The organism is Yersinia alsatica, from assembly GCF_902170305.1.
GTDB lineage: Bacteria > Pseudomonadota > Gammaproteobacteria > Enterobacterales > Enterobacteriaceae > Yersinia > Yersinia alsatica.
The window spans coordinates 1-15,959 of sequence record NZ_CABHWW010000002.1 but is presented as its reverse complement, the minus strand read 5'-3'; the positions used below and the strand labels follow the sequence as shown (position 1 = coordinate 15,959).

Below are 15,959 nucleotides of genomic sequence, written 5' to 3'. Positions count from 1 at the left end.
CTGATTCAGGGGCAAGCTGTTTTAGCCAATATAAATAAACTCCCTCACTTCCTGCGTAATCAGTTTATTTCTCGCTACGGATACCTGTTAGCCAATAAAGGGCTAAATGATGCTAACAAATGGCTGGCATTCGTTTTTGACCAGCGCATCTGGCCGCGCATTCAGGTGGTTAATAACAAAAATGTTATGCGCCTCAGTGCCTCACTGAGCTTTTCCACTGATGCCTCAACTTATGCCAGCTTGGCCGGTATGCACGATAAAGAGCTGCGCCGCTTTGCCCGCAAAATCGGTGATGAGCTAATGGTGGCCTACAACCATCATTGTGATGAATGCATTAAGGCTAATCAGGGCGAAAGAGCTGTTTTATTGCAGACCGATATACAGGTTCGTATTTATGGCGATCTTGCCAGAATGGCGCGCGCTTTTAATATCACGCCGATGCACTGGCGCAAATACCTGAAAGGCCGGTTAGATATCACTTCTGCTATCGCCAGCCTGTCACGGCTGGTTAATCCTGAATGGTGGGAGCGCAAACTCAAAGCACAGCGTACCCGCTGGCGGGAAGCGTTATTGATTGCTGTCGGTAATGTTAGCCGGGATGCCTTGGCGTCCTCATATGCCAGTAAGCAGGCCATTCGTGAAGTGTTCGCCCGTCGCCAGTCTAATCTGGAATATCTCAAAAGCTGCCAGTTAGAAAACATTGAAACCGGTGAGCGCATCGACCTGATTGATAAGGTGATGGCGAGTATTTCTAATCCAGAAATTCGCCGTATGGAGTTAATGAACACCATCGCTTTTACTGAAAAATATGCGGCCGGGCAAAAGCACGTCGGCATGTTCCTGACCATCACCACACCGTCAAAATACCACCCGACTCGCGTTATTGGGAAAGGCGACAACGAGAAAGTACAGCTTAATCATAAGTGGAATGATGAAGCCTATTCACCAAAAGACGGCCAGCGTTATCTCTGCAAGATTTGGAGCAAAATGCGCACCGCTTTTAAAGACAACGAATTAAGCGTCTACGGAATGCGGGTGGTTGAGCCACACCATGATGGCACGCCGCACTGGCACATGATGCTGTTTTGCCAACGTCGTCAGCGCCAGCAGATTATTGACATCATGCGCCGCTATGCGTTGAAAGAAGATGGTGACGAGCGCGGAGCCGCTAAATATCGCTTTGAGTGCAAGCACATGAACAAAGGCGGGGCCGCTGGCTACATCGCTAAATATATTGCCAAGAATATCGACGGCTACGCGCTTGAGGGTGAACGTGACCATGAAACCGGTGAGCTGTTGACTGACTCCGCTGCGGCGGTAACAGCGTGGGCGGCAACGTGGCGCATCCCTCAGTTTCGCCCGATTGGGCTTCCCTCCATGGGCGTCTATCGCGAGTGCCGCCGTATTCGCTCTATTAATCTGGCCGAGATTTTCGACGAAACCGTGGAAGCCGTGCGCCATGCTGCTGACGAGGGTGATTTTGCTGCCTATATCATCGCGCAAGGTGGTACCAATTGCGGTAATCAGACTGTCCGTTTAGCCAAGCGCGTCGCCGATGAACTCAACGCCTACGATGAAGAAGTACAGAAAGTTGTCGGCATTTATGCGCCGCACTTGGGCGCTGACCATGTTCATGAAACCCGCACAACCCAATGGCGCATTGTTTCGGGTGCCGTTGACGTTGAGCTTTTGGCTTTGAAAAGCGCCTCTGGCGCGCCTCGGAGTCCTGTCAATAACTGTGGGTTAGGTGGAAACACACAAGCACCAAATGACCCCAACGGGCAGGCTAAAACGCCTGTGGTGGCGATGGAATACCCACCGGACGCCGTTATTGACTGGTCGGACACTGCCGCCGTGAGGGCGATTGTGGCCCGTGTTAAAGAGAAACAGCCAACGATTAGCAAGGCACAACGTAGTTATAACCCAACCAAAGGCCGACTTATTGCCCCGTCAGCCCGTTTGACCCGTGAAGAACGCCAGCGCATCCCCCAAATCCGCAATGATTTACTGCTGAAAGATATCAGCGCCCAACGCTGGGAGCTGGAATCGTTAGCCCGTGGGGCCAAAATGTCGTTTGGCGGTGATGTTATTCAGTATCCGGCCCTGTCCGACTGGCCGGAATTCGATGATTAATCTACCTGAGAGAAAGCTCATGACTAAAACCGCTGCAACTACCCGTAAACAGGCACAGCGCCAGCGTGATAAATCCGCCGGTATCAATGAAATTCGCGCCCGGCTTGAGCCAGAAGAATACGCCATGTTGACCGAGGGCATGGCCGCCCGGCGTCTGTTCCGACCTGCCTATGATTTACCTGAATATATCGCGCTACTTATTCGCCAAGACAACCAGCGACTAAAAGAGCAACTGGCTGAACTGGGTAAACAGCGTTGTGGTCGATGTGGTGACACATTACCGGGTGATCCAAATGGGTGTTGTTTACGCGGTGAGGCCGCTTGCTGGCAAACCCAAGGCGTCAATAGCTTATTAATTAGTGCAATTAAACCATTGTGACGCGTCACATCGGATTATTTTTACAACATATAGCTCGTCACAAGCCTCTGATTTAACTAAACAGCCGTTTACAGTATTGACCTGTATAACCTTTTACTTAATACTGTATATAAATACAGTAAAATAAGGAGCCTGCATGGAACCCGTTGATAAAAGAGAACTAACGCTTTCAAGAATTAAGTTTATTGCTGAAGTTTCGCAAGTTGCACAATGCAGTAATAGCGAATTTCTTGTCGCCATGTCGTTGATATCAGACCTGACCAGCCAGATAGTGACGAGCCAAAATTATGATGAGATTTTCTATAACGCCGACGGTAAAAAATCGCACTGATAAATTTCCGATAAGACGATGCGTGTATGGCCTCCCATCGTGATTTGGGCCATGCATGCATATAGTGCATGATTCCGCATGATGATCCCCTCCCCTATTTCCCCTGTTAGCGCCAGCCACGACGCGGATCTCAATGGATCATGCAAGTGCATGAAAAGCGATCTGCAAAGCGCGCAGGCGTGGCGGGGATAGCATTGCGCGCAGTAAGCTCTGGAACATCATCTTTTCGCTTATCGAAGCCACTTCACACTATTGTTCACTAAAGAATGTGTTTCTGGGTCAAGCCACGATATTAAGGTACTAAAGTAATTTAAGAATAATGAGACCTAATACGCATGTTAAATATTCTAATGTGCCTATAATATAAACACTTAAAATGAAAATTGTTTATATTCAATAAATTACCACGTGAGGATTTTGATGGATAACTATCACATTACGAAAGATGGCGATAAATGGAAACTTACTAAAGAAGGAAATAGTCGCGCAAGTATTACAGCCGATACTAAACAAGCTGCGATAGATCAAACACGTGAGTTTATGTCTAACAAGGTTGGCTCAGTCAAAATACATAAAGAAGATGGGAGAATTCAGGAAGAAAGAACATATCAACGGAAAGATGACCCAAAAAGCAGTAAAGGATAAAAGACTCCTTTTTCCCGTATAATTACCGTTCTTAGGTGCTATACGGGGTAATATTTGAATAAATATAATCTGAACCGTTAAGGTTAATATCTACCCTTTTTCAATATTTGTACATATTTGTCGCTTTCATGTACATAACCACCAAAGTCACTAGACTCAGAAAAGACCCAACAATCTCCACTCCACTCAAAATCATGAGTAGTTGGCTTATTTTTATTAAAGACCACTTGCCCCACAGAAGATTGCAAGGAAGGGGCGTAGATTTTTCTAATGACACAATTATGCTTCTCAATAGTGATCCATTCCCCAAGCTCCACTTTAGGATAAACTTTCATCTAAATCTCCATTAGTACAATCAACAAAAACAAAGTTAAAAATACAAATTGAAATAATTAATTAAATGCATAGCTAACATGCGATGATATTTTACTTACCTTTTTATGGGGGGTAAATCCTTAATCGGCTAAGTTCTATTCATTTACCTCAATTAGCCTGTACTCTTTAAACTTCACTACCTCTTCCCCTATCCAGTCATTCACCTCTTTCAGTCGTTCTTGCAATGGCGTTAACTCGTTACGGACAAAGACTTGTGAGGCTTTCGCCACGTCACCAAAACCACCGGTATTGTTGGGAATAATCCCCATCATCTGCGGTGGCACCCGGTGCACACTGAGCAGGTCGTCACGGGTGGCGTTCTTGATATTGAAAAAGTCATCTTTAGTGGCGACTTCGCTCAACGGTAAAATCTGGATGCCGTCTTTTTTACCGTTGGGTGCATACATAAACAGGTTACGGAAATTGCCTAACCCTTTGGTGTCGCGCATCGCTTTACGCATCGCCTCAATATCGCTGCTGCTTTGGGCCGCATCAGTCATATACAGGATGTATCCCGCGTGAGCGCCATTCTGGTAATACTTGCGGCGAAACAGCGTGGCCGCTTCATTCAGCCATGCCGAATTTAAGCCGCTAAGATATTCCGGCAGGCCGTAAAGCTCCTGATTAATATCTGGTTCTATCAGGTGGAAAACGCTACCAGCGGCAAACGAGTGTTCATCTTTCCAGTTCTGCACAAACCAATAGCAATCTTTTTCTAATCCACGGCGGGTGTACTTGGCCGGGCTGGGGTCGAGGCGCAGTGGTGCGCCGAGTTGATTGCGGCGCAGCTCTAAAAAAGCATTGCCAAACACCAGATAATCCAGCGCATAGCGGCTAAATGCCTGCTGACTGAGCATGGCATGAGGGATAAAGGTGCTCGCCAGTATGTTGCGTTTCACATACAGCGGTGAGCTGTGATGCACCGCCGCCCGGAAGCTGCGCGCCAAGCCGTCAAAGCTGATAGGCGGGTCATACCATTTTCCGTTACCAGTGCATTCGATGTAATCCAGTATTTCCCGCTTATCAAGAACGGCAGAGGGTTCGCCAAAGGTGAACGCCTCCACCGGCTGCTGTTGGCTGGCAGTGTGATTGGTTGCCGGGCGATTCAATGCCTTGCGGCCTTTGCGCTTACTCATCCGTAAAACTCCAAGAAATTAGGGCTATGACCGCCATATGTCGCGGTAAGGGGTTCATTTAACAGGGCATGCATAATCGCCCACGCCACATCGGCGTGGCTGGCTTCTTCGCTGCGGCTGGCAACATAAGTCGAACTCTTGCCGCTGGCGGTCATGGTTTTGCGAATGGCCATAAATGACTGGGTGATATCAGTGTGGCCGGTGTCATATTCCAGACGGCCGTTATTAATGGTGTGCTTGGCTTACCTGATTGCTGAGGAAGTCGCGGACGCTGCGGCGCGCGCCTATGCCACCGGTAAACCGGTTGACGTTGACCCTCTGCTGCAAACCATTGAGCTGATGGAAGATGAAGACATGCCCGACCAAGTGCGCGCCAAACTGCACAAAATGACCGGTTATGTGCTGCGTGACAGTGGACGGGGCGAACTGGCCCTAAGCCACCTCCATCGCGCACTCCAACTGCACACCGGTTGTGGCGTCAAGAAAGACATTGAGCGGCTGGCCGTGAAGCTAAAGAACGCCGCCAGCCGCTAACCCGAACGCTCCCCGAGCCGGGCGGCACGATGGCCGCAACCGATTTTACCCTGTTAACGCCATCGTCCACCGCCCACCCATTCTGATATTGAGGTTGCCATGACCACTGTTGTTATCCCCGCGCCACGGCCAGACAAAACGGCCGAACCGGTGATTGAAAATACCTTTTTCTGGCCTGCGGTTGACCCGATAAAACTGCGTGAATTGTTGCGCCTTGAGGGAACCGTCACCGCTGAACGCCTGCGTTTCACTATCAAAGGCGCTATTGCCGAGGTTAACGCTGAACTGTACGAGTACCGCCGTGACCAGATGGCCGCGGGCTTTAAAACACTGGCCGAGGTGCAGGCCGAGCAACTGGACGGCGAAAGTATCCAGTTGGCCGAGTACCAGCGCGCAGTCTGCGCCATTACTGCCGCGCTGCTGGCTGAACGTTATCGCGGCTATGACGCCAGCGCGCGCGGTGATAAACGGGCTGAAACCATTGAAAGCACCGTTGATGAGTTGTGGCGTGATGCGCGGATTAGCATTCGCAACATTGCCGGTCAGCCCCACAACATTATTGGCCTTATCTGATGCGGGTCTACGCGTTGCAAGGCGACACGCTCGATGCACTGTGCTGGCGACATTACGGCCGCACCCAAGATGTGCTGGAGCAAGTCTATGACGCGAATCCGGGCCTGTCGGAACAGGGGGCCATTCTGCCCCATGGCTACCCGGTGGATTTACCCGACATGGCCCCGGCGGCCCAACGTGAAACCGTTCAATTATGGGATTGAAAATGGAGAAAATCAGCTCTGCGGTAGCCTATGTCTTGGCGCTGGTACTGGCGTTTATTGGCGCACTGAGTCCGCAAGATATCGCGTTTTATGTGGCGGCGGTGGCCGCTGCGGCGACCTGTCTTATTAACTGGTACTACCGGCGCAAGAGCTATTTCTTGCTGAAAGAAGTGGTTATCAGGCGGGAGGTGTTCGATGAACTCAATCGTTAAGCGCTGTCTGGTCGGGGTCATTCTGGCGCTGGCTGCCACTTTGCCGAACTACCAGACCTTAAAAACATCGGCCACCGGGCTAAAACTGATTGCCGACTATGAGGGCTGCCAGCTCAACGCCTACCAGTGTAGCGCCAACGTTTGGACAAATGGCATCGGCCACACGGCCGGAGTTAAGCCGGGTAGCGTTATCAGTGAGCGACAGGTGGCGGTCAATCTGGTAGCGGATGTGCAACGGGTTGAGCGGGCAATCGCCGTCTGTATGCCGCTTGCCATGCCACAACCGGTGTATGACGCGGTAGTGTCGTTCGCCTTTAATGTCGGCACCGGTGCTGCCTGCCGCTCGACGCTGGCCTTTTTTGTCAACAAGGGCGACTGGCGCAGCGCCTGCAATCAGTTGCCACGCTGGGTGTATGTCAACGGCGTGAAAACCAAAGGGCTAGAACGTCGCCGCACCACCGAGCAAACACACTGCCTGAGCGGGGTCTGATATGCGCACAATAATCGTTTTATACCTTTCGATGATGGGGTTGCTGGCGTGGCACGCCCATACCCTAAAAAAAGATTTAGACAGCGCCAAGACTGAGATTGGCACTTTATCAGCCGGGATTGAGAGCCGGGACAACGCAATAACCCGCCTGCAAGATGAGGCCCGGCAACAGAGCGAGAATGAGCTGGCATTACGGCAATCACTGAGCCACGCCAGCACCTTGTCACTCTCTCGTGAACAGAGAATTCAAAGGTTACTCAATGAAAATAAAGCCTTGCGTGATTGGTTTGCTACTGCTTTGCCTGCTGACGTTATCCGGCTGCACCAGCGTCCCGCGTTCGCCAGCCCCCACGATTATTTACGTTGGCTGTCCGACAGTGAACAGTTGCCCGCTACCGGGCAGCAGTCCGGCGGTTAATGGTGATTTAAGTGCCGATATTCGCCAATTAGAAGCCGCACTGGTGGCCTGCGGGCTTCAAGTGGAAGCCGTGAAACAGTGTCAGGAACAGCATCATGTTAAAACCCAAACTGCTACGCCAAGCCTTAACCGACAGTCTGCCACTGTTCCAGACTAGCCCAGAGCGACTGAAAATGTTTGTTGATGGCGGGCGCATTGTCTCAACACTGGCCCCGTCGCTCTCTTTTGAAAATCAATATCAGCTCACCTTGTTTATTGAGGATTTTCCCAGTGATGTTGATTATCTCTTTGTGCCGATTCTGGCATGGCTGCGGGAGCATCAACCGGATATCATGGCAACAGAAGAAAAGTGCCGCAGCGGCTTTATTCATAAAGTTGATGTGATTAGCGATGTGTTGAGTGATATCCGTATCGACCTGCAACTGACTGAGCGCGCCATTGTGAAAGAGGTCGACGGCGCATTGCATGTTAACCATGCGTTAGAGCCGACTTGGCCGGGTATGTCATCACGGCCAACAGCCATCTATTTTAACGGTGAAACAGTCAAATGAATGAGCTGAACCCCTTTGATGATGCACTGGCCGGGCTGATTGCCAATTTGTCCCCCAAGGCGCGTAAAGCGCTGGCGGTCACGGTTGCCAAGCGGCTGCGGGCCAGTCAACAACAGCGGATTAAACGCCAGCAAGCGCCAGACGGTAGCCCATATGCCACCCGTAAATCACAACCACTGCGTAAGCCAAAGGGCCGAATTAAACAGGAAATGTTCGCCAAGTTACGCACCGCACGCTATATCAAAGCCAGCGGCAGCACTGACGAGGCGGTGGTCGAATTTGCCGGACGTGTTGAACGTATCGCGCGGGTGCATCATTTTGGCCTGCGTGACCGCCCAAACGTGCACAGCAAAGATGTGCAATATGACGAGCGACCGTTGCTGGGGTTTAGCAAAGTCGAATTCTATCTTATTGAAAAGATAATACTTGAGGCACTATCACACGATTAGTAAAATTTTTTAATACATTGACACCACTTAATAAGTATGGATATTATTCAACAAACTATATTCTTGCAGAGTTATCATGGCAAAACCTCGCATTTTCGTAAGCTCTACTTTTTTTGACTTAAGAAGTATAAGAGCTAATTTAGAGAGATTTATAAAAGAAATTGGTTACGAAGCGATCCTTTTTGAGAGGGGGCATGTTCCATATGGGAAAGATAACTCACTTGAAGAGTATTGTTATAGAGAAATAAATAATTGCGATATGCTAATTGCAATTATTGGAGGCAAGTATGGTAGTCAATCTAAGTCTAATGAAAATTCAATAACTCAAAATGAAATTAAAGAGGCAATTAAAAAAGGAAAACAAATATATATTTTCATAGAAAAATCAGTTCATTCAGAATATTACACCTACATTCCAAATCGGGATGTTAAAGGTTTTAAACCTGTATCGGTTGACAATGTCAAAATATTTGAATTTATTGAGTCCATTTACTCATTGCAAGTAGGTAATCCTGTTGAGTCATTTGAAACATCTGAAGATATATTGAGGTTTTTAAAGGAGCAGTGGGCTGGATTATTTCAACGACTTCTTATGTCTACATCTCGCCTGAGCGAGGTTGAGATGATAACAGACTTAAAGAATACAACCGAGACGCTTAATAACTTAGTTTCACTTTTAACTAAGCAAAAAAATGATGATGCTGTAATCAAAGAAGTATTAATGTTCACTCACCCAGCTTTTAATGACATTAAAAAAGTAGCAGACATAAGATATCGGGTATGTTTTTTCGATTTCAATGAGCTATCTGAACTTCTTTCAGCCAGAGGCTTTGAATATGATGAGGCAACTTCACCCAATGAGCATTACGACTTTGATCATCAAAAATTCAAAAAATGTATTAGAGTGAAAAGAAATATATTTGATGATGAGCTAAAGCTAAAAATAATCCCTCTAAGTAAATGGAGTAAGCAAGCCATTACCATTTTTGACCTTCCTGATCCTTTTGATGATGATATACCATTCTAGAATTACTCATTAAGGGTCAAATAATTTAAAATTCGGCCCTTGATGAAATATATAAATAAGAGCGTTAGCCTCGAAAAATTATTGACTCATTCAGCGCATTAATAACACTTTGTATATAATTTTTGTCATGACTTTTTAATGCCGGGGCTTCTCCTGATGAGCTATTAAGTACGACGACATATTCTGGTTTTATTTTTCCAAACCAAAAAAGAGCAGTTAATAACATCAAGACTCCAATAATCCTAGCCTCGCCACCAGTGTTAAATGTAACCAGAGCACCGATAATAGCTAAAATTACTGGGCCTACCTTTGAGTGCTTTATCTGTAATTTTTTAACTGATGTAACGCCATTCATTGCATAAGTTGCACCGCTTACCGTAAAACGAGCGTTTGTAACCCGTACATCCCCATGACTAAAGAATTCTTTTTCTTCCATTATATTGTCCCAGAAATAAAGATAACCATGAAAAATGTGATACTGAAAATTTATCGATAGTAAATTACTATCAATTTAGTGATTAGAAAGTTATTTCAAGCTTTGTTGTGCTAAAGCTCTTACAACCCTATCAGATTGAAGATTACCATTTCCGATAGCATGCTTCCCCCATGCAAACTCAAACCCAACTAACTGAAATTCTGCGCCTGCTGCGCAACCTTATCCGTATTGGTACGGTGGCCGAGGTCGATCTCGACCAAGCCCTGTGCCGTGTGGCGACAGGGGACAATACCACTTGCTGGCTAAACTGGCTGACGCTGCGCGCCGGTCAATCGCGATCATGGTGGGCACCGTCCAAGGGTGAGCAGGTGTTGATCTTGTCCCTCGGCGGTGAGCTGGATACCGCTTTTGTGCTGCCGGGTATTTTCTCTGATGACTTCCCGCCGCCGTCGGCCTCGGCGGATGGCCTGTATATCGCCTTTCCTGATGGTGCCACGCTGCACTATGAACCTGACAGCGGCGAGTTACAGGCTGATGGCATCAAAACGGCGGTTATCAATGCCAGCGAATCGGTGAATGTTACCGCCCCCTCTATCACCTGCGCCGCCTCAGTCAAAATCCTGCTGGATACACCGGAAGTGGAATGCACCAATAACCTGACTACCGCCACGTTGAGCGTGAAGAAAGGCGGCCAGATGAGCGGCGATATTGAACATTCCGGCGGTAAGTTCTCATCCAATGGCGTGGTGGTTGATGACCATGACCACGGCGGCGTACAGCGCGGTGGTAGTTACACTGAGGGGATTCAATGACCACAGCCAAATACCTCGGCATGAGCCGCAACGCCGGGCAGACCATTACCGACGCTGACCATATCAGCCAGTCCATCGCCGACATTCTGATTACGCCGGTCGGTTCGCGGGTAATGCGCCGCGCTTATGGCTCACTGCTATCTGAGCTGATTGACCAGCCACAAAATCCGGCCTTGCGCCTGCAAATTATGGCCGCCAGTTACAGCGCCATTCTGCGCTGGGAGCCGAGGGTCAGGCTGACTGGCATCACCTTTGACACCACTTTTGACGGAAAAATGGTGGTGGATATCACCGGCACCCGCACCGACAGCGCGGCCCCTCTGTCTTTAACCATTCCTGTGAGCTGAATCTATGGCAACCATCGATCTGAGCCTGTTACCTGCGCCCTTTGTGGTGGAAGAACTGGACTACGAAACTCTGTTGTCGGCGCTCTATGCCGCGTTGCATGTTGAGGGTGTCCAGCGGGTGGTAATCAATGCCCCGCTGGCTGATGTGGTACTGGATAAAACGCAGGCGGCTTGGTGCACCGGCAGCACTATTACTGTCGGGGGCACCGATGACTGACCGCTTACTGCCTGTCGGTTCCTCGGTGCTGGAAGTGGCCGCCGCCCACGCCTGCGCCGAGCTGGAAAACATCCCCGTTCCGATTCGCCAGCTGTGGAACGCAGACACGTGCCCGTTGCCATTGTTGCCCTATCTGGCGTGGGCGTGGTCGGTGGACCGCTGGGATGAGAAATGGCCGGAAGCCACCAAACGTGCGGTGGTGAAGTCCTCGCAGTATGTCCACAAACACAAAGGCACCATCGGCGCAATTCGTCGCGTGGTCGAGCCGCTGGGCTATCTCATTAAAGTGATCGAGTGGTGGAAGACCAACGAAACCCCCGGCACTTTTCGCCTCGATGTTGGCGTGTTGGAAACCGGCATTACCGAAGAAATGTATCAAGAGCTTGAGCGGCTGATAGATGACGCCAAACCATGCAGCCGCCACTTAGTCGGCCTGTCTATCAATCTTGATAGCAGTGGCCCGCTGTATGTTGCTGCTGTCAGTTACAGCGGTGATGAGCTGACCGTGTACCCCTATTTACCTGAAACCATAACCGTGACCGGCGAGGATTATACCAGCGCCGCCGTCCATATTATTGATGACCTGAGAGTGACCCCATGACAGCGAAATTCTTTGCTTTACTGACCAACATCGGCGCGGCCAAGCTGGCGAATGCCACCGCGCTCGGCACCCGCTTAGAGATTACCCACATGGCGGTCGGGGATGGTGGCGGAGCACTGCCAACACCTAACCCGGCACAAACCCAACTGGTCAATGAACAACGCCGCGCCGCGCTGAATATGCTGGCTGTTGACCCCATTAATACCAGTCAGATTATTGCGGAGCAGGTTATTCCTGAAACCGAGGGGGGGTGGTGGATCCGAGAGATTGGCTTGCTGGATAAAGACGGTGATTTGATTGCCATTGCCAACTGTGCCGAAACCTATAAACCACAACTGCAAGAGGGCAGCGGCCGCACCCAAACTATTCGAGTGATTTTAATTGTCAGCAGCACGGCGGCGGTCACATTGAAAATCGCCCCATCCGTGGTACTGGCAACGCGTAAGTATGTGGATGACAAGGTGATTGAGGTTAAGCAATACGCTGACAACCTGCTCACCGAGCATGAGAAATCGCGCAATCATCCCGATGCATCGTTAACCGCTAAAGGTTTTGTTAAATTAAGCAGTGCCACAACCAGCGATAGCGAAGTGTTAGCCGCCACACCGAAAGCGGTCAAAACAGTCGCCGAAGCAGCGGCGAAAGCATTGGACGACCACGGAAAAGGCGCTAATCCGCACGACCAATATTTACAGATTGCCAACCTGTTATCTGAGATTAAAGCAAAGGGGCCAGCCGCACTGGCTGAGACTCTCACAAACCTTGATTTGGGCGATGCAGCTAAAAGGACCATAGGAACGGGAAGCACAAATGTTCCAGACATTTCTATTGGTGATGCCCGCTACATGAAAGTTGATGCTCCAAATACCCGGCTTTGGGTATCAAACGAATACACGCCAGTAAATAACACCATGACAATTACTGCTCACGGTTTGGCTGGATTAGATTTACTGCGTTGCAAATGTGATGTTGTTCTGAAACGAGCAATAGCGGGTGACGGATATGCCGTTGGTGATACAGCAGTATCCGCATCGTTCACAATAAAGGCTGTTGAATATCATACCTTATCTATTGCACCTGGCTTGTCATTGACAGACATCAGACTATTTACACCCGCTGTCGGCTCCGGCGTTTCAGGTATCGAATTTATAGACAGAGCATCAGGGGCATTAGTCACTAACTCCGCCGTAAATAACTGGCGTTATATATTCAGAATCTGGTATTAGGTGAAATCATGGAAAATATTAAAATTAAATTTTATATCAATAGCGATGGGTTTATTTATACCGGTGACAAAATAACAGGCGCAAGGGAGGCAACAGAATCAGAAATAAAATCTCATTTAGAAAATGAGATAGAAGTAAATACTGAGGCAGGAACGGAGTAACAAACGTTGGTTTACCCGAACTGCCTCAATGGCTGTTGATTGAAGCAGTGAATCAGGGCTATCGCGCCCCAGTCTGGCCGCCGCTGTCTGCTTAATCTTTTATTTTGGCCCCGATTGCGGGGCTTTTTGTTGTGCCATTTTCCACACATCCCCTATCAATCGCTCCCCGCGTAGTAAGTCGTCACCATACTCTCACCCTCAACCAACAGAGAGTTAATCCATGAGTGATTATCACCACGGCGCGCGTGTCCTCGAAATCAACGACGGCACCCGCGTTATTTCTACTGTATCCACCGCCATTGTCGGCATGGTCTGCACCGCCGAGGATGCCGACCCGGAAACTTTCCCCCTCAACACTCCGGTGCTAATTACCAATGTACTGGCTGCCGCCGGTAAAGCCGGTAAAGCCGGTAAAAAAGGCACACTGGCCGTGTCATTGCTGGCGATTGCGGAACAGTCGCGCCCGGTCACTATTGTGGTGCGAGTGGCGACCGGCAAAGATGAAGCTGAAACCACGTCTAATATTATCGGCGGCGCAGACGAGAACGGCCGTTATACCGGGATGAAAGCGCTGTTAGATGCGCAGTCTGTCACCGGTGTGCGCCCGCGCATTCTCGGTGTGCCGGGGCTGGATAATCTGGCGGTATCAACAGCACTGGCGGATATTTGCCAGAAGTTGCGCGCCTTTGGTTATATCAGCGCCTACGGCTGTAAAACTCTTTCCGAAGCGATGTTATACCGCGACAATTTCAGTCAGCGTGAGCTGATGTTGATTTGGCCGGATTTTCTGAGCTGGAACACCACCGCCAACAGCACCGATATTGCCTATGCCACGGCGCGTGCTCTTGGCCTGCGCGCCAAGATTGACACCGATACCGGCTGGCACAAAACCCTGTCTAACGTTGGGGTGAATGGCGTCACCGGTATCAGTGCCAGTGTCTATTGGGATTTACAGACCGTCGGCACTGATGCTGACCTGCTTAACCAAGCCTGTGTTACCACGCTAATCCGTAAAGACGGCTTCAAGTTTTGGGGTTCGCGCACCTGCTCTGATGACCCGCTGTTTGCTTTCGAGAACTACACCCGCACCGCGCAAATTCTGGCTGACACCATGGCCGAGGCGCAGTTGTGGGCCATTGACCGCCCGATGCACCCCACACTGGTACGCGACATGATTGGCAGCATCAACGCCAAATTCCGCGAAATGAAATCCGCCGGGCTGATTATTGACGGCACATGCTGGTATGACGACAGCGCCAACGATAAAGACACCCTGAAAGCGGGCAAGCTGTTTATTGATTACGACTACACTCCAGTGCCACCACTGGAAGACCTCACCTTGCGCCAGCGTATCACCGATAAATATCTGGTGAACTTTGCCGCTGCCGTCAACAGCTAAGGAACCCTGACTTATGGCACTGCCACGTAAGCTGAAATTAATGAACGTTTTTAACGATGGTCGGGATTACATGGGGATTGTGTCCGCCATTACCCTGCCAAAACTGACCCGCAAGCTGGAGAACTACCGGGGCGCAGGGATGAACGGTGTTGCGCCAATTGATTTAGGTCTGGATGACGATGCGCTCACCATGGAATGGTCAATGGGCGGCCTTGACGAGTTTGTATTGCAGCAATGGGGCGCGCCCAAAGTTGATGCGGTGCCGCTGCGTTTTTCCGGCGCTTATCAGCGTGACGACACCGGCGAAGTCATAGCGGTCGATGTCGAAGTGCGTGGCCGCCATAAAGAAATTGACGGTGGCGAGTCCAAGCAAGGGGAAGACACCGAAACCAAAGTGTCCACCCAATGCACCTACTACAAACTGACCATTGACGGCAAAGACGTGATCGAGATTGACGTGGTTAACCTGATTGAGCGGGTTAACGGTGTTGACCTGCTGGAAGCCCAACGCAAGGCCATTGGCCGCTAAACCCTGATGGCCAGTGTAAACCCGCTGGCCCTCCCTGACTGAACTGGAAAAAACCATGAAAAAAGTGACTGTTAAAACTGAACCCGCCGCCGACGTTAACGAGAATCTGGTGGTACTGGACACACCGGTTAAGCGTGGCGATACCCTGATTACTGAAATCGAAGTCAACCGCCCCAATGCCGGAACCCTGCGCGGGGTGCGTCTGGCCGATGTGGCTAATTCCGATGTCGATGCGTTGATTGTCGTGCTGCCCCGTATCACTTAACCTGTCGCTGGCGTCCGGCGTGGATATCGCCGAGGCGGCGGATATTGTCACCAACATGCAATCGGCATTTAACCTGCCGTTAGACCAGATTAAGCGCGTGTCAGACGTGATGGCGAAAGGCTTTACCAGCTCTAACACCAACCTGTTAGAGCTGGGCGAGGCGATGAAATACGTGGCCCCGATTGCCGAGGCCGCCGGGGCCAGCATTGAAGATACTACCGCGTTACTCGGTGTGCTGGCGGATAACGGCATCAAGGGCAGTATGGCCGGCACCAGTACCAGTGCGGTGTTTAGCCGGTTACAGGCTCCGATAGGTAAAGCCCCGGAAGCCTTGCGGGAACTGGGAATAACCACCCGCGACAGCAAGGGCAATATGTTGCCGGTGGAGAAAATCCTCAAAGACATTGACCGCTCGTTTAAAAAGAACAAGCTCGGCACCGCACAGCAAGCCGAATACCTGAAAGTGATATTCGGGGATGAGGCGATGAAAGGCGCGGTGAAACTGGTGGC

General features: G+C 49.9%; 23 protein-coding genes and 6 pseudogenes. 25 read left to right on the top strand and 4 right to left on the bottom strand.

The window, feature by feature from the left end:
- The 4 genes from FTA96_RS00150 to FTA96_RS00135 form a co-directional block, all read left to right on the top strand.
- Positions 1-2,133: replication endonuclease (locus tag FTA96_RS00150; protein WP_145572943.1), on the top strand; the 2,133-nt coding region annotated here is incomplete at its 5' end.
- A gap of 19 nt (positions 2,134-2,152) precedes the next feature.
- Complete coding sequence (locus tag FTA96_RS00145) at positions 2,153-2,512, top strand: hypothetical protein (protein WP_145533833.1); 360 nt, start codon at positions 2,153-2,155, stop codon at positions 2,510-2,512.
- A 136-nt stretch (positions 2,513-2,648) separates the two neighbouring features.
- The gene (locus FTA96_RS00140; RefSeq protein WP_129196568.1) at positions 2,649-2,843 is read left to right on the top strand and encodes a hypothetical protein; all 195 of its coding nucleotides are present in this window, start codon (positions 2,649-2,651) and stop codon (positions 2,841-2,843) included.
- A gap of 420 nt (positions 2,844-3,263) precedes the next feature.
- Positions 3,264-3,488 carry a DUF2188 domain-containing protein gene (locus FTA96_RS00135; RefSeq protein ID WP_145533830.1) on the top strand — a complete coding sequence of 75 codons (225 nt, stop codon included), beginning with the start codon at positions 3,264-3,266 and terminating at the stop codon, positions 3,486-3,488.
- A gap of 83 nt (positions 3,489-3,571) precedes the next feature.
- On the opposite strand, the gene FTA96_RS00130 is transcribed toward FTA96_RS00135, so the two are convergent.
- From FTA96_RS00130 to FTA96_RS00120, 3 genes and pseudogenes are all read right to left on the bottom strand, one after another.
- The gene (locus tag FTA96_RS00130) at positions 3,572-3,823 is read right to left on the bottom strand and encodes a hypothetical protein (protein ID WP_145533826.1); all 252 of its coding nucleotides are present in this window, start codon (positions 3,821-3,823) and stop codon (positions 3,572-3,574) included.
- A gap of 135 nt (positions 3,824-3,958) precedes the next feature.
- A complete protein-coding gene (locus FTA96_RS00125; protein ID WP_145572941.1) occupies positions 3,959-4,999 on the bottom strand; it encodes a phage portal protein in 1,041 nt (346 codons plus the stop codon).
- Positions 4,996-5,241 (bottom strand): annotated as a pseudogene (locus FTA96_RS00120) (phage terminase large subunit family protein); the annotation flags it as partial. The gene FTA96_RS00125 and the pseudogene FTA96_RS00120, both read right to left, overlap by 4 nt.
- Between FTA96_RS00120 and FTA96_RS00115 the strand changes: the two are divergent.
- The 10 genes and pseudogenes from FTA96_RS00115 to FTA96_RS00070 form a co-directional block, all read left to right on the top strand.
- A pseudogene (locus tag FTA96_RS00115) lies at positions 5,240-5,533 on the top strand (hypothetical protein); the annotation flags it as partial. The pseudogenes FTA96_RS00120 and FTA96_RS00115 sit on opposite strands and share 2 nt — an antisense overlap.
- 99 nt (positions 5,534-5,632) lie before the next feature.
- Positions 5,633-6,106, top strand: a complete 474-nt coding sequence (locus FTA96_RS00110) for a head completion/stabilization protein (RefSeq protein WP_145533808.1) — start codon at positions 5,633-5,635, stop codon at positions 6,104-6,106.
- A complete protein-coding gene (locus FTA96_RS00105) occupies positions 6,106-6,309 on the top strand; it encodes a tail protein X (RefSeq protein WP_145572939.1) in 204 nt (67 codons plus the stop codon). Before FTA96_RS00110 ends, FTA96_RS00105 begins: the two co-directional genes overlap by 1 nt.
- A 2-nt stretch (positions 6,310-6,311) precedes the next feature.
- Positions 6,312-6,521: an HP1 family phage holin gene (locus FTA96_RS00100; RefSeq protein WP_145551744.1), complete on the top strand. Its 210-nt coding sequence runs from the start codon at positions 6,312-6,314 to the stop codon at positions 6,519-6,521.
- Positions 6,505-7,011 (top strand): lysozyme, encoded by a 507-nt coding sequence (locus FTA96_RS00095; RefSeq protein ID WP_145572937.1) that lies wholly within the window; start codon positions 6,505-6,507, stop codon positions 7,009-7,011. Before FTA96_RS00100 ends, FTA96_RS00095 begins: the two co-directional genes overlap by 17 nt.
- A gap of 1 nt (position 7,012) precedes the next feature.
- Complete coding sequence (gene lysB, locus FTA96_RS23440) at positions 7,013-7,429, top strand: Rz-like lysis system protein LysB (RefSeq protein ID WP_145572936.1); 417 nt, start codon at positions 7,013-7,015, stop codon at positions 7,427-7,429.
- The gene (lysC, locus tag FTA96_RS23370; RefSeq protein WP_235897405.1) at positions 7,314-7,586 is read left to right on the top strand and encodes an Rz1-like lysis system protein LysC; all 273 of its coding nucleotides are present in this window, start codon (positions 7,314-7,316) and stop codon (positions 7,584-7,586) included. The genes lysB and lysC overlap by 116 nt, the downstream gene beginning before the upstream one ends.
- On the top strand, positions 7,525-7,980 hold the full coding sequence (locus FTA96_RS00080) for a phage tail protein (RefSeq protein ID WP_145572932.1): 456 nt from the start codon (positions 7,525-7,527) through the stop codon (positions 7,978-7,980). Before lysC ends, FTA96_RS00080 begins: the two co-directional genes overlap by 62 nt.
- Positions 7,977-8,429: a phage virion morphogenesis protein gene (locus FTA96_RS00075; protein ID WP_145572931.1), complete on the top strand. Its 453-nt coding sequence runs from the start codon at positions 7,977-7,979 to the stop codon at positions 8,427-8,429. Before FTA96_RS00080 ends, FTA96_RS00075 begins: the two co-directional genes overlap by 4 nt.
- A gap of 76 nt (positions 8,430-8,505) precedes the next feature.
- A complete protein-coding gene (locus FTA96_RS00070; protein ID WP_145572929.1) occupies positions 8,506-9,456 on the top strand; it encodes a DUF4062 domain-containing protein in 951 nt (316 codons plus the stop codon).
- 64 nt (positions 9,457-9,520) lie between these two features.
- Here the strand turns inward: FTA96_RS00070 and FTA96_RS00065 are convergent, their stop codons facing one another.
- Complete coding sequence (locus FTA96_RS00065) at positions 9,521-9,892, bottom strand: DUF6232 family protein (protein WP_145572927.1); 372 nt, start codon at positions 9,890-9,892, stop codon at positions 9,521-9,523.
- Positions 9,893-10,062: 170 nt separating this feature from the next.
- Between FTA96_RS00065 and FTA96_RS00060 the strand changes: the two genes are divergently transcribed.
- The 11 genes and pseudogenes from FTA96_RS00060 to FTA96_RS00015 all read left to right on the top strand — a co-directional run.
- Positions 10,063-10,704: a phage baseplate assembly protein V gene (locus FTA96_RS00060; protein ID WP_145572925.1), complete on the top strand. Its 642-nt coding sequence runs from the start codon at positions 10,063-10,065 to the stop codon at positions 10,702-10,704.
- On the top strand, positions 10,701-11,051 hold the full coding sequence (locus tag FTA96_RS00055; RefSeq protein WP_145572923.1) for a GPW/gp25 family protein: 351 nt from the start codon (positions 10,701-10,703) through the stop codon (positions 11,049-11,051). Before FTA96_RS00060 ends, FTA96_RS00055 begins: the two co-directional genes overlap by 4 nt.
- A gap of 73 nt (positions 11,052-11,124) precedes the next feature.
- Positions 11,125-11,268: pseudogene (locus FTA96_RS00050) on the top strand (baseplate assembly protein); the annotation flags it as partial.
- Positions 11,261-11,869, top strand: coding sequence for a phage tail protein I (locus tag FTA96_RS00045; protein ID WP_145572921.1), 609 nt, complete (start codon positions 11,261-11,263; stop codon positions 11,867-11,869). The pseudogene FTA96_RS00050 and the gene FTA96_RS00045, both read left to right, overlap by 8 nt.
- Positions 11,866-13,095 (top strand): phage tail protein, encoded by a 1,230-nt coding sequence (locus FTA96_RS23435; protein WP_235897404.1) that lies wholly within the window; start codon positions 11,866-11,868, stop codon positions 13,093-13,095. The genes FTA96_RS00045 and FTA96_RS23435 overlap by 4 nt, the downstream gene beginning before the upstream one ends.
- An 8-nt stretch (positions 13,096-13,103) precedes the next feature.
- A complete protein-coding gene (locus tag FTA96_RS23190; RefSeq protein ID WP_186372832.1) occupies positions 13,104-13,256 on the top strand; it encodes a hypothetical protein in 153 nt (50 codons plus the stop codon).
- Between the two features lie 5 nt (positions 13,257-13,261).
- A pseudogene (locus tag FTA96_RS23430) lies at positions 13,262-13,351 on the top strand (phage tail protein); the annotation flags it as partial.
- Positions 13,352-13,476: 125 nt separating this feature from the next.
- Positions 13,477-14,655: a phage tail sheath protein gene (locus FTA96_RS00030; RefSeq protein WP_145572919.1), complete on the top strand. Its 1,179-nt coding sequence runs from the start codon at positions 13,477-13,479 to the stop codon at positions 14,653-14,655.
- A gap of 13 nt (positions 14,656-14,668) precedes the next feature.
- The gene (locus tag FTA96_RS00025; RefSeq protein ID WP_145572917.1) at positions 14,669-15,184 is read left to right on the top strand and encodes a phage major tail tube protein; all 516 of its coding nucleotides are present in this window, start codon (positions 14,669-14,671) and stop codon (positions 15,182-15,184) included.
- A gap of 55 nt (positions 15,185-15,239) precedes the next feature.
- Positions 15,240-15,446 (top strand): annotated as a pseudogene (locus FTA96_RS00020) (phage tail assembly protein); the annotation flags it as partial.
- A pseudogene (locus tag FTA96_RS00015) lies at positions 15,445-15,959 on the top strand (phage tail tape measure protein); the annotation flags it as partial. The pseudogenes FTA96_RS00020 and FTA96_RS00015, both read left to right, overlap by 2 nt.

Excerpts from the sequence above, each read along its gene's own strand:
- FTA96_RS00145 (WP_145533833.1), top strand. The coding sequence starts at position 2,153 with ATGACTAAAACCGCTGCAACTACCCGTAAACAGGCACAGCGCCAGCGT.
- FTA96_RS00140 (WP_129196568.1), top strand. The coding sequence starts at position 2,649 with ATGGAACCCGTTGATAAAAGAGAACTAACGCTTTCAAGAATTAAGTTT.
- FTA96_RS00135 (WP_145533830.1), top strand. The coding sequence starts at position 3,264 with ATGGATAACTATCACATTACGAAAGATGGCGATAAATGGAAACTTACT.
- FTA96_RS00130 (WP_145533826.1), bottom strand. The coding sequence starts at position 3,823 with ATGAAAGTTTATCCTAAAGTGGAGCTTGGGGAATGGATCACTATTGAG.
- FTA96_RS00125 (WP_145572941.1), bottom strand. The coding sequence starts at position 4,999 with ATGAGTAAGCGCAAAGGCCGCAAGGCATTGAATCGCCCGGCAACCAAT.
- FTA96_RS00110 (WP_145533808.1), top strand. The coding sequence starts at position 5,633 with ATGACCACTGTTGTTATCCCCGCGCCACGGCCAGACAAAACGGCCGAA.
- FTA96_RS00105 (WP_145572939.1), top strand. The coding sequence starts at position 6,106 with ATGCGGGTCTACGCGTTGCAAGGCGACACGCTCGATGCACTGTGCTGG.
- FTA96_RS00100 (WP_145551744.1), top strand. The coding sequence starts at position 6,312 with ATGGAGAAAATCAGCTCTGCGGTAGCCTATGTCTTGGCGCTGGTACTG.
- FTA96_RS00095 (WP_145572937.1), top strand. The coding sequence starts at position 6,505 with ATGAACTCAATCGTTAAGCGCTGTCTGGTCGGGGTCATTCTGGCGCTG.
- lysB (WP_145572936.1), top strand. The coding sequence starts at position 7,013 with ATGCGCACAATAATCGTTTTATACCTTTCGATGATGGGGTTGCTGGCG.
- FTA96_RS00080 (WP_145572932.1), top strand. The coding sequence starts at position 7,525 with ATGTTAAAACCCAAACTGCTACGCCAAGCCTTAACCGACAGTCTGCCA.
- FTA96_RS00075 (WP_145572931.1), top strand. The coding sequence starts at position 7,977 with ATGAATGAGCTGAACCCCTTTGATGATGCACTGGCCGGGCTGATTGCC.
- FTA96_RS00070 (WP_145572929.1), top strand. The coding sequence starts at position 8,506 with ATGGCAAAACCTCGCATTTTCGTAAGCTCTACTTTTTTTGACTTAAGA.
- FTA96_RS00065 (WP_145572927.1), bottom strand. The coding sequence starts at position 9,892 with ATGGAAGAAAAAGAATTCTTTAGTCATGGGGATGTACGGGTTACAAAC.
- FTA96_RS00060 (WP_145572925.1), top strand. The coding sequence starts at position 10,063 with ATGCAAACTCAAACCCAACTAACTGAAATTCTGCGCCTGCTGCGCAAC.
- FTA96_RS00055 (WP_145572923.1), top strand. The coding sequence starts at position 10,701 with ATGACCACAGCCAAATACCTCGGCATGAGCCGCAACGCCGGGCAGACC.
- FTA96_RS00045 (WP_145572921.1), top strand. The coding sequence starts at position 11,261 with ATGACTGACCGCTTACTGCCTGTCGGTTCCTCGGTGCTGGAAGTGGCC.
- FTA96_RS23435 (WP_235897404.1), top strand. The coding sequence starts at position 11,866 with ATGACAGCGAAATTCTTTGCTTTACTGACCAACATCGGCGCGGCCAAG.
- FTA96_RS23190 (WP_186372832.1), top strand. The coding sequence starts at position 13,104 with ATGGAAAATATTAAAATTAAATTTTATATCAATAGCGATGGGTTTATT.
- FTA96_RS00030 (WP_145572919.1), top strand. The coding sequence starts at position 13,477 with ATGAGTGATTATCACCACGGCGCGCGTGTCCTCGAAATCAACGACGGC.
- FTA96_RS00025 (WP_145572917.1), top strand. The coding sequence starts at position 14,669 with ATGGCACTGCCACGTAAGCTGAAATTAATGAACGTTTTTAACGATGGT.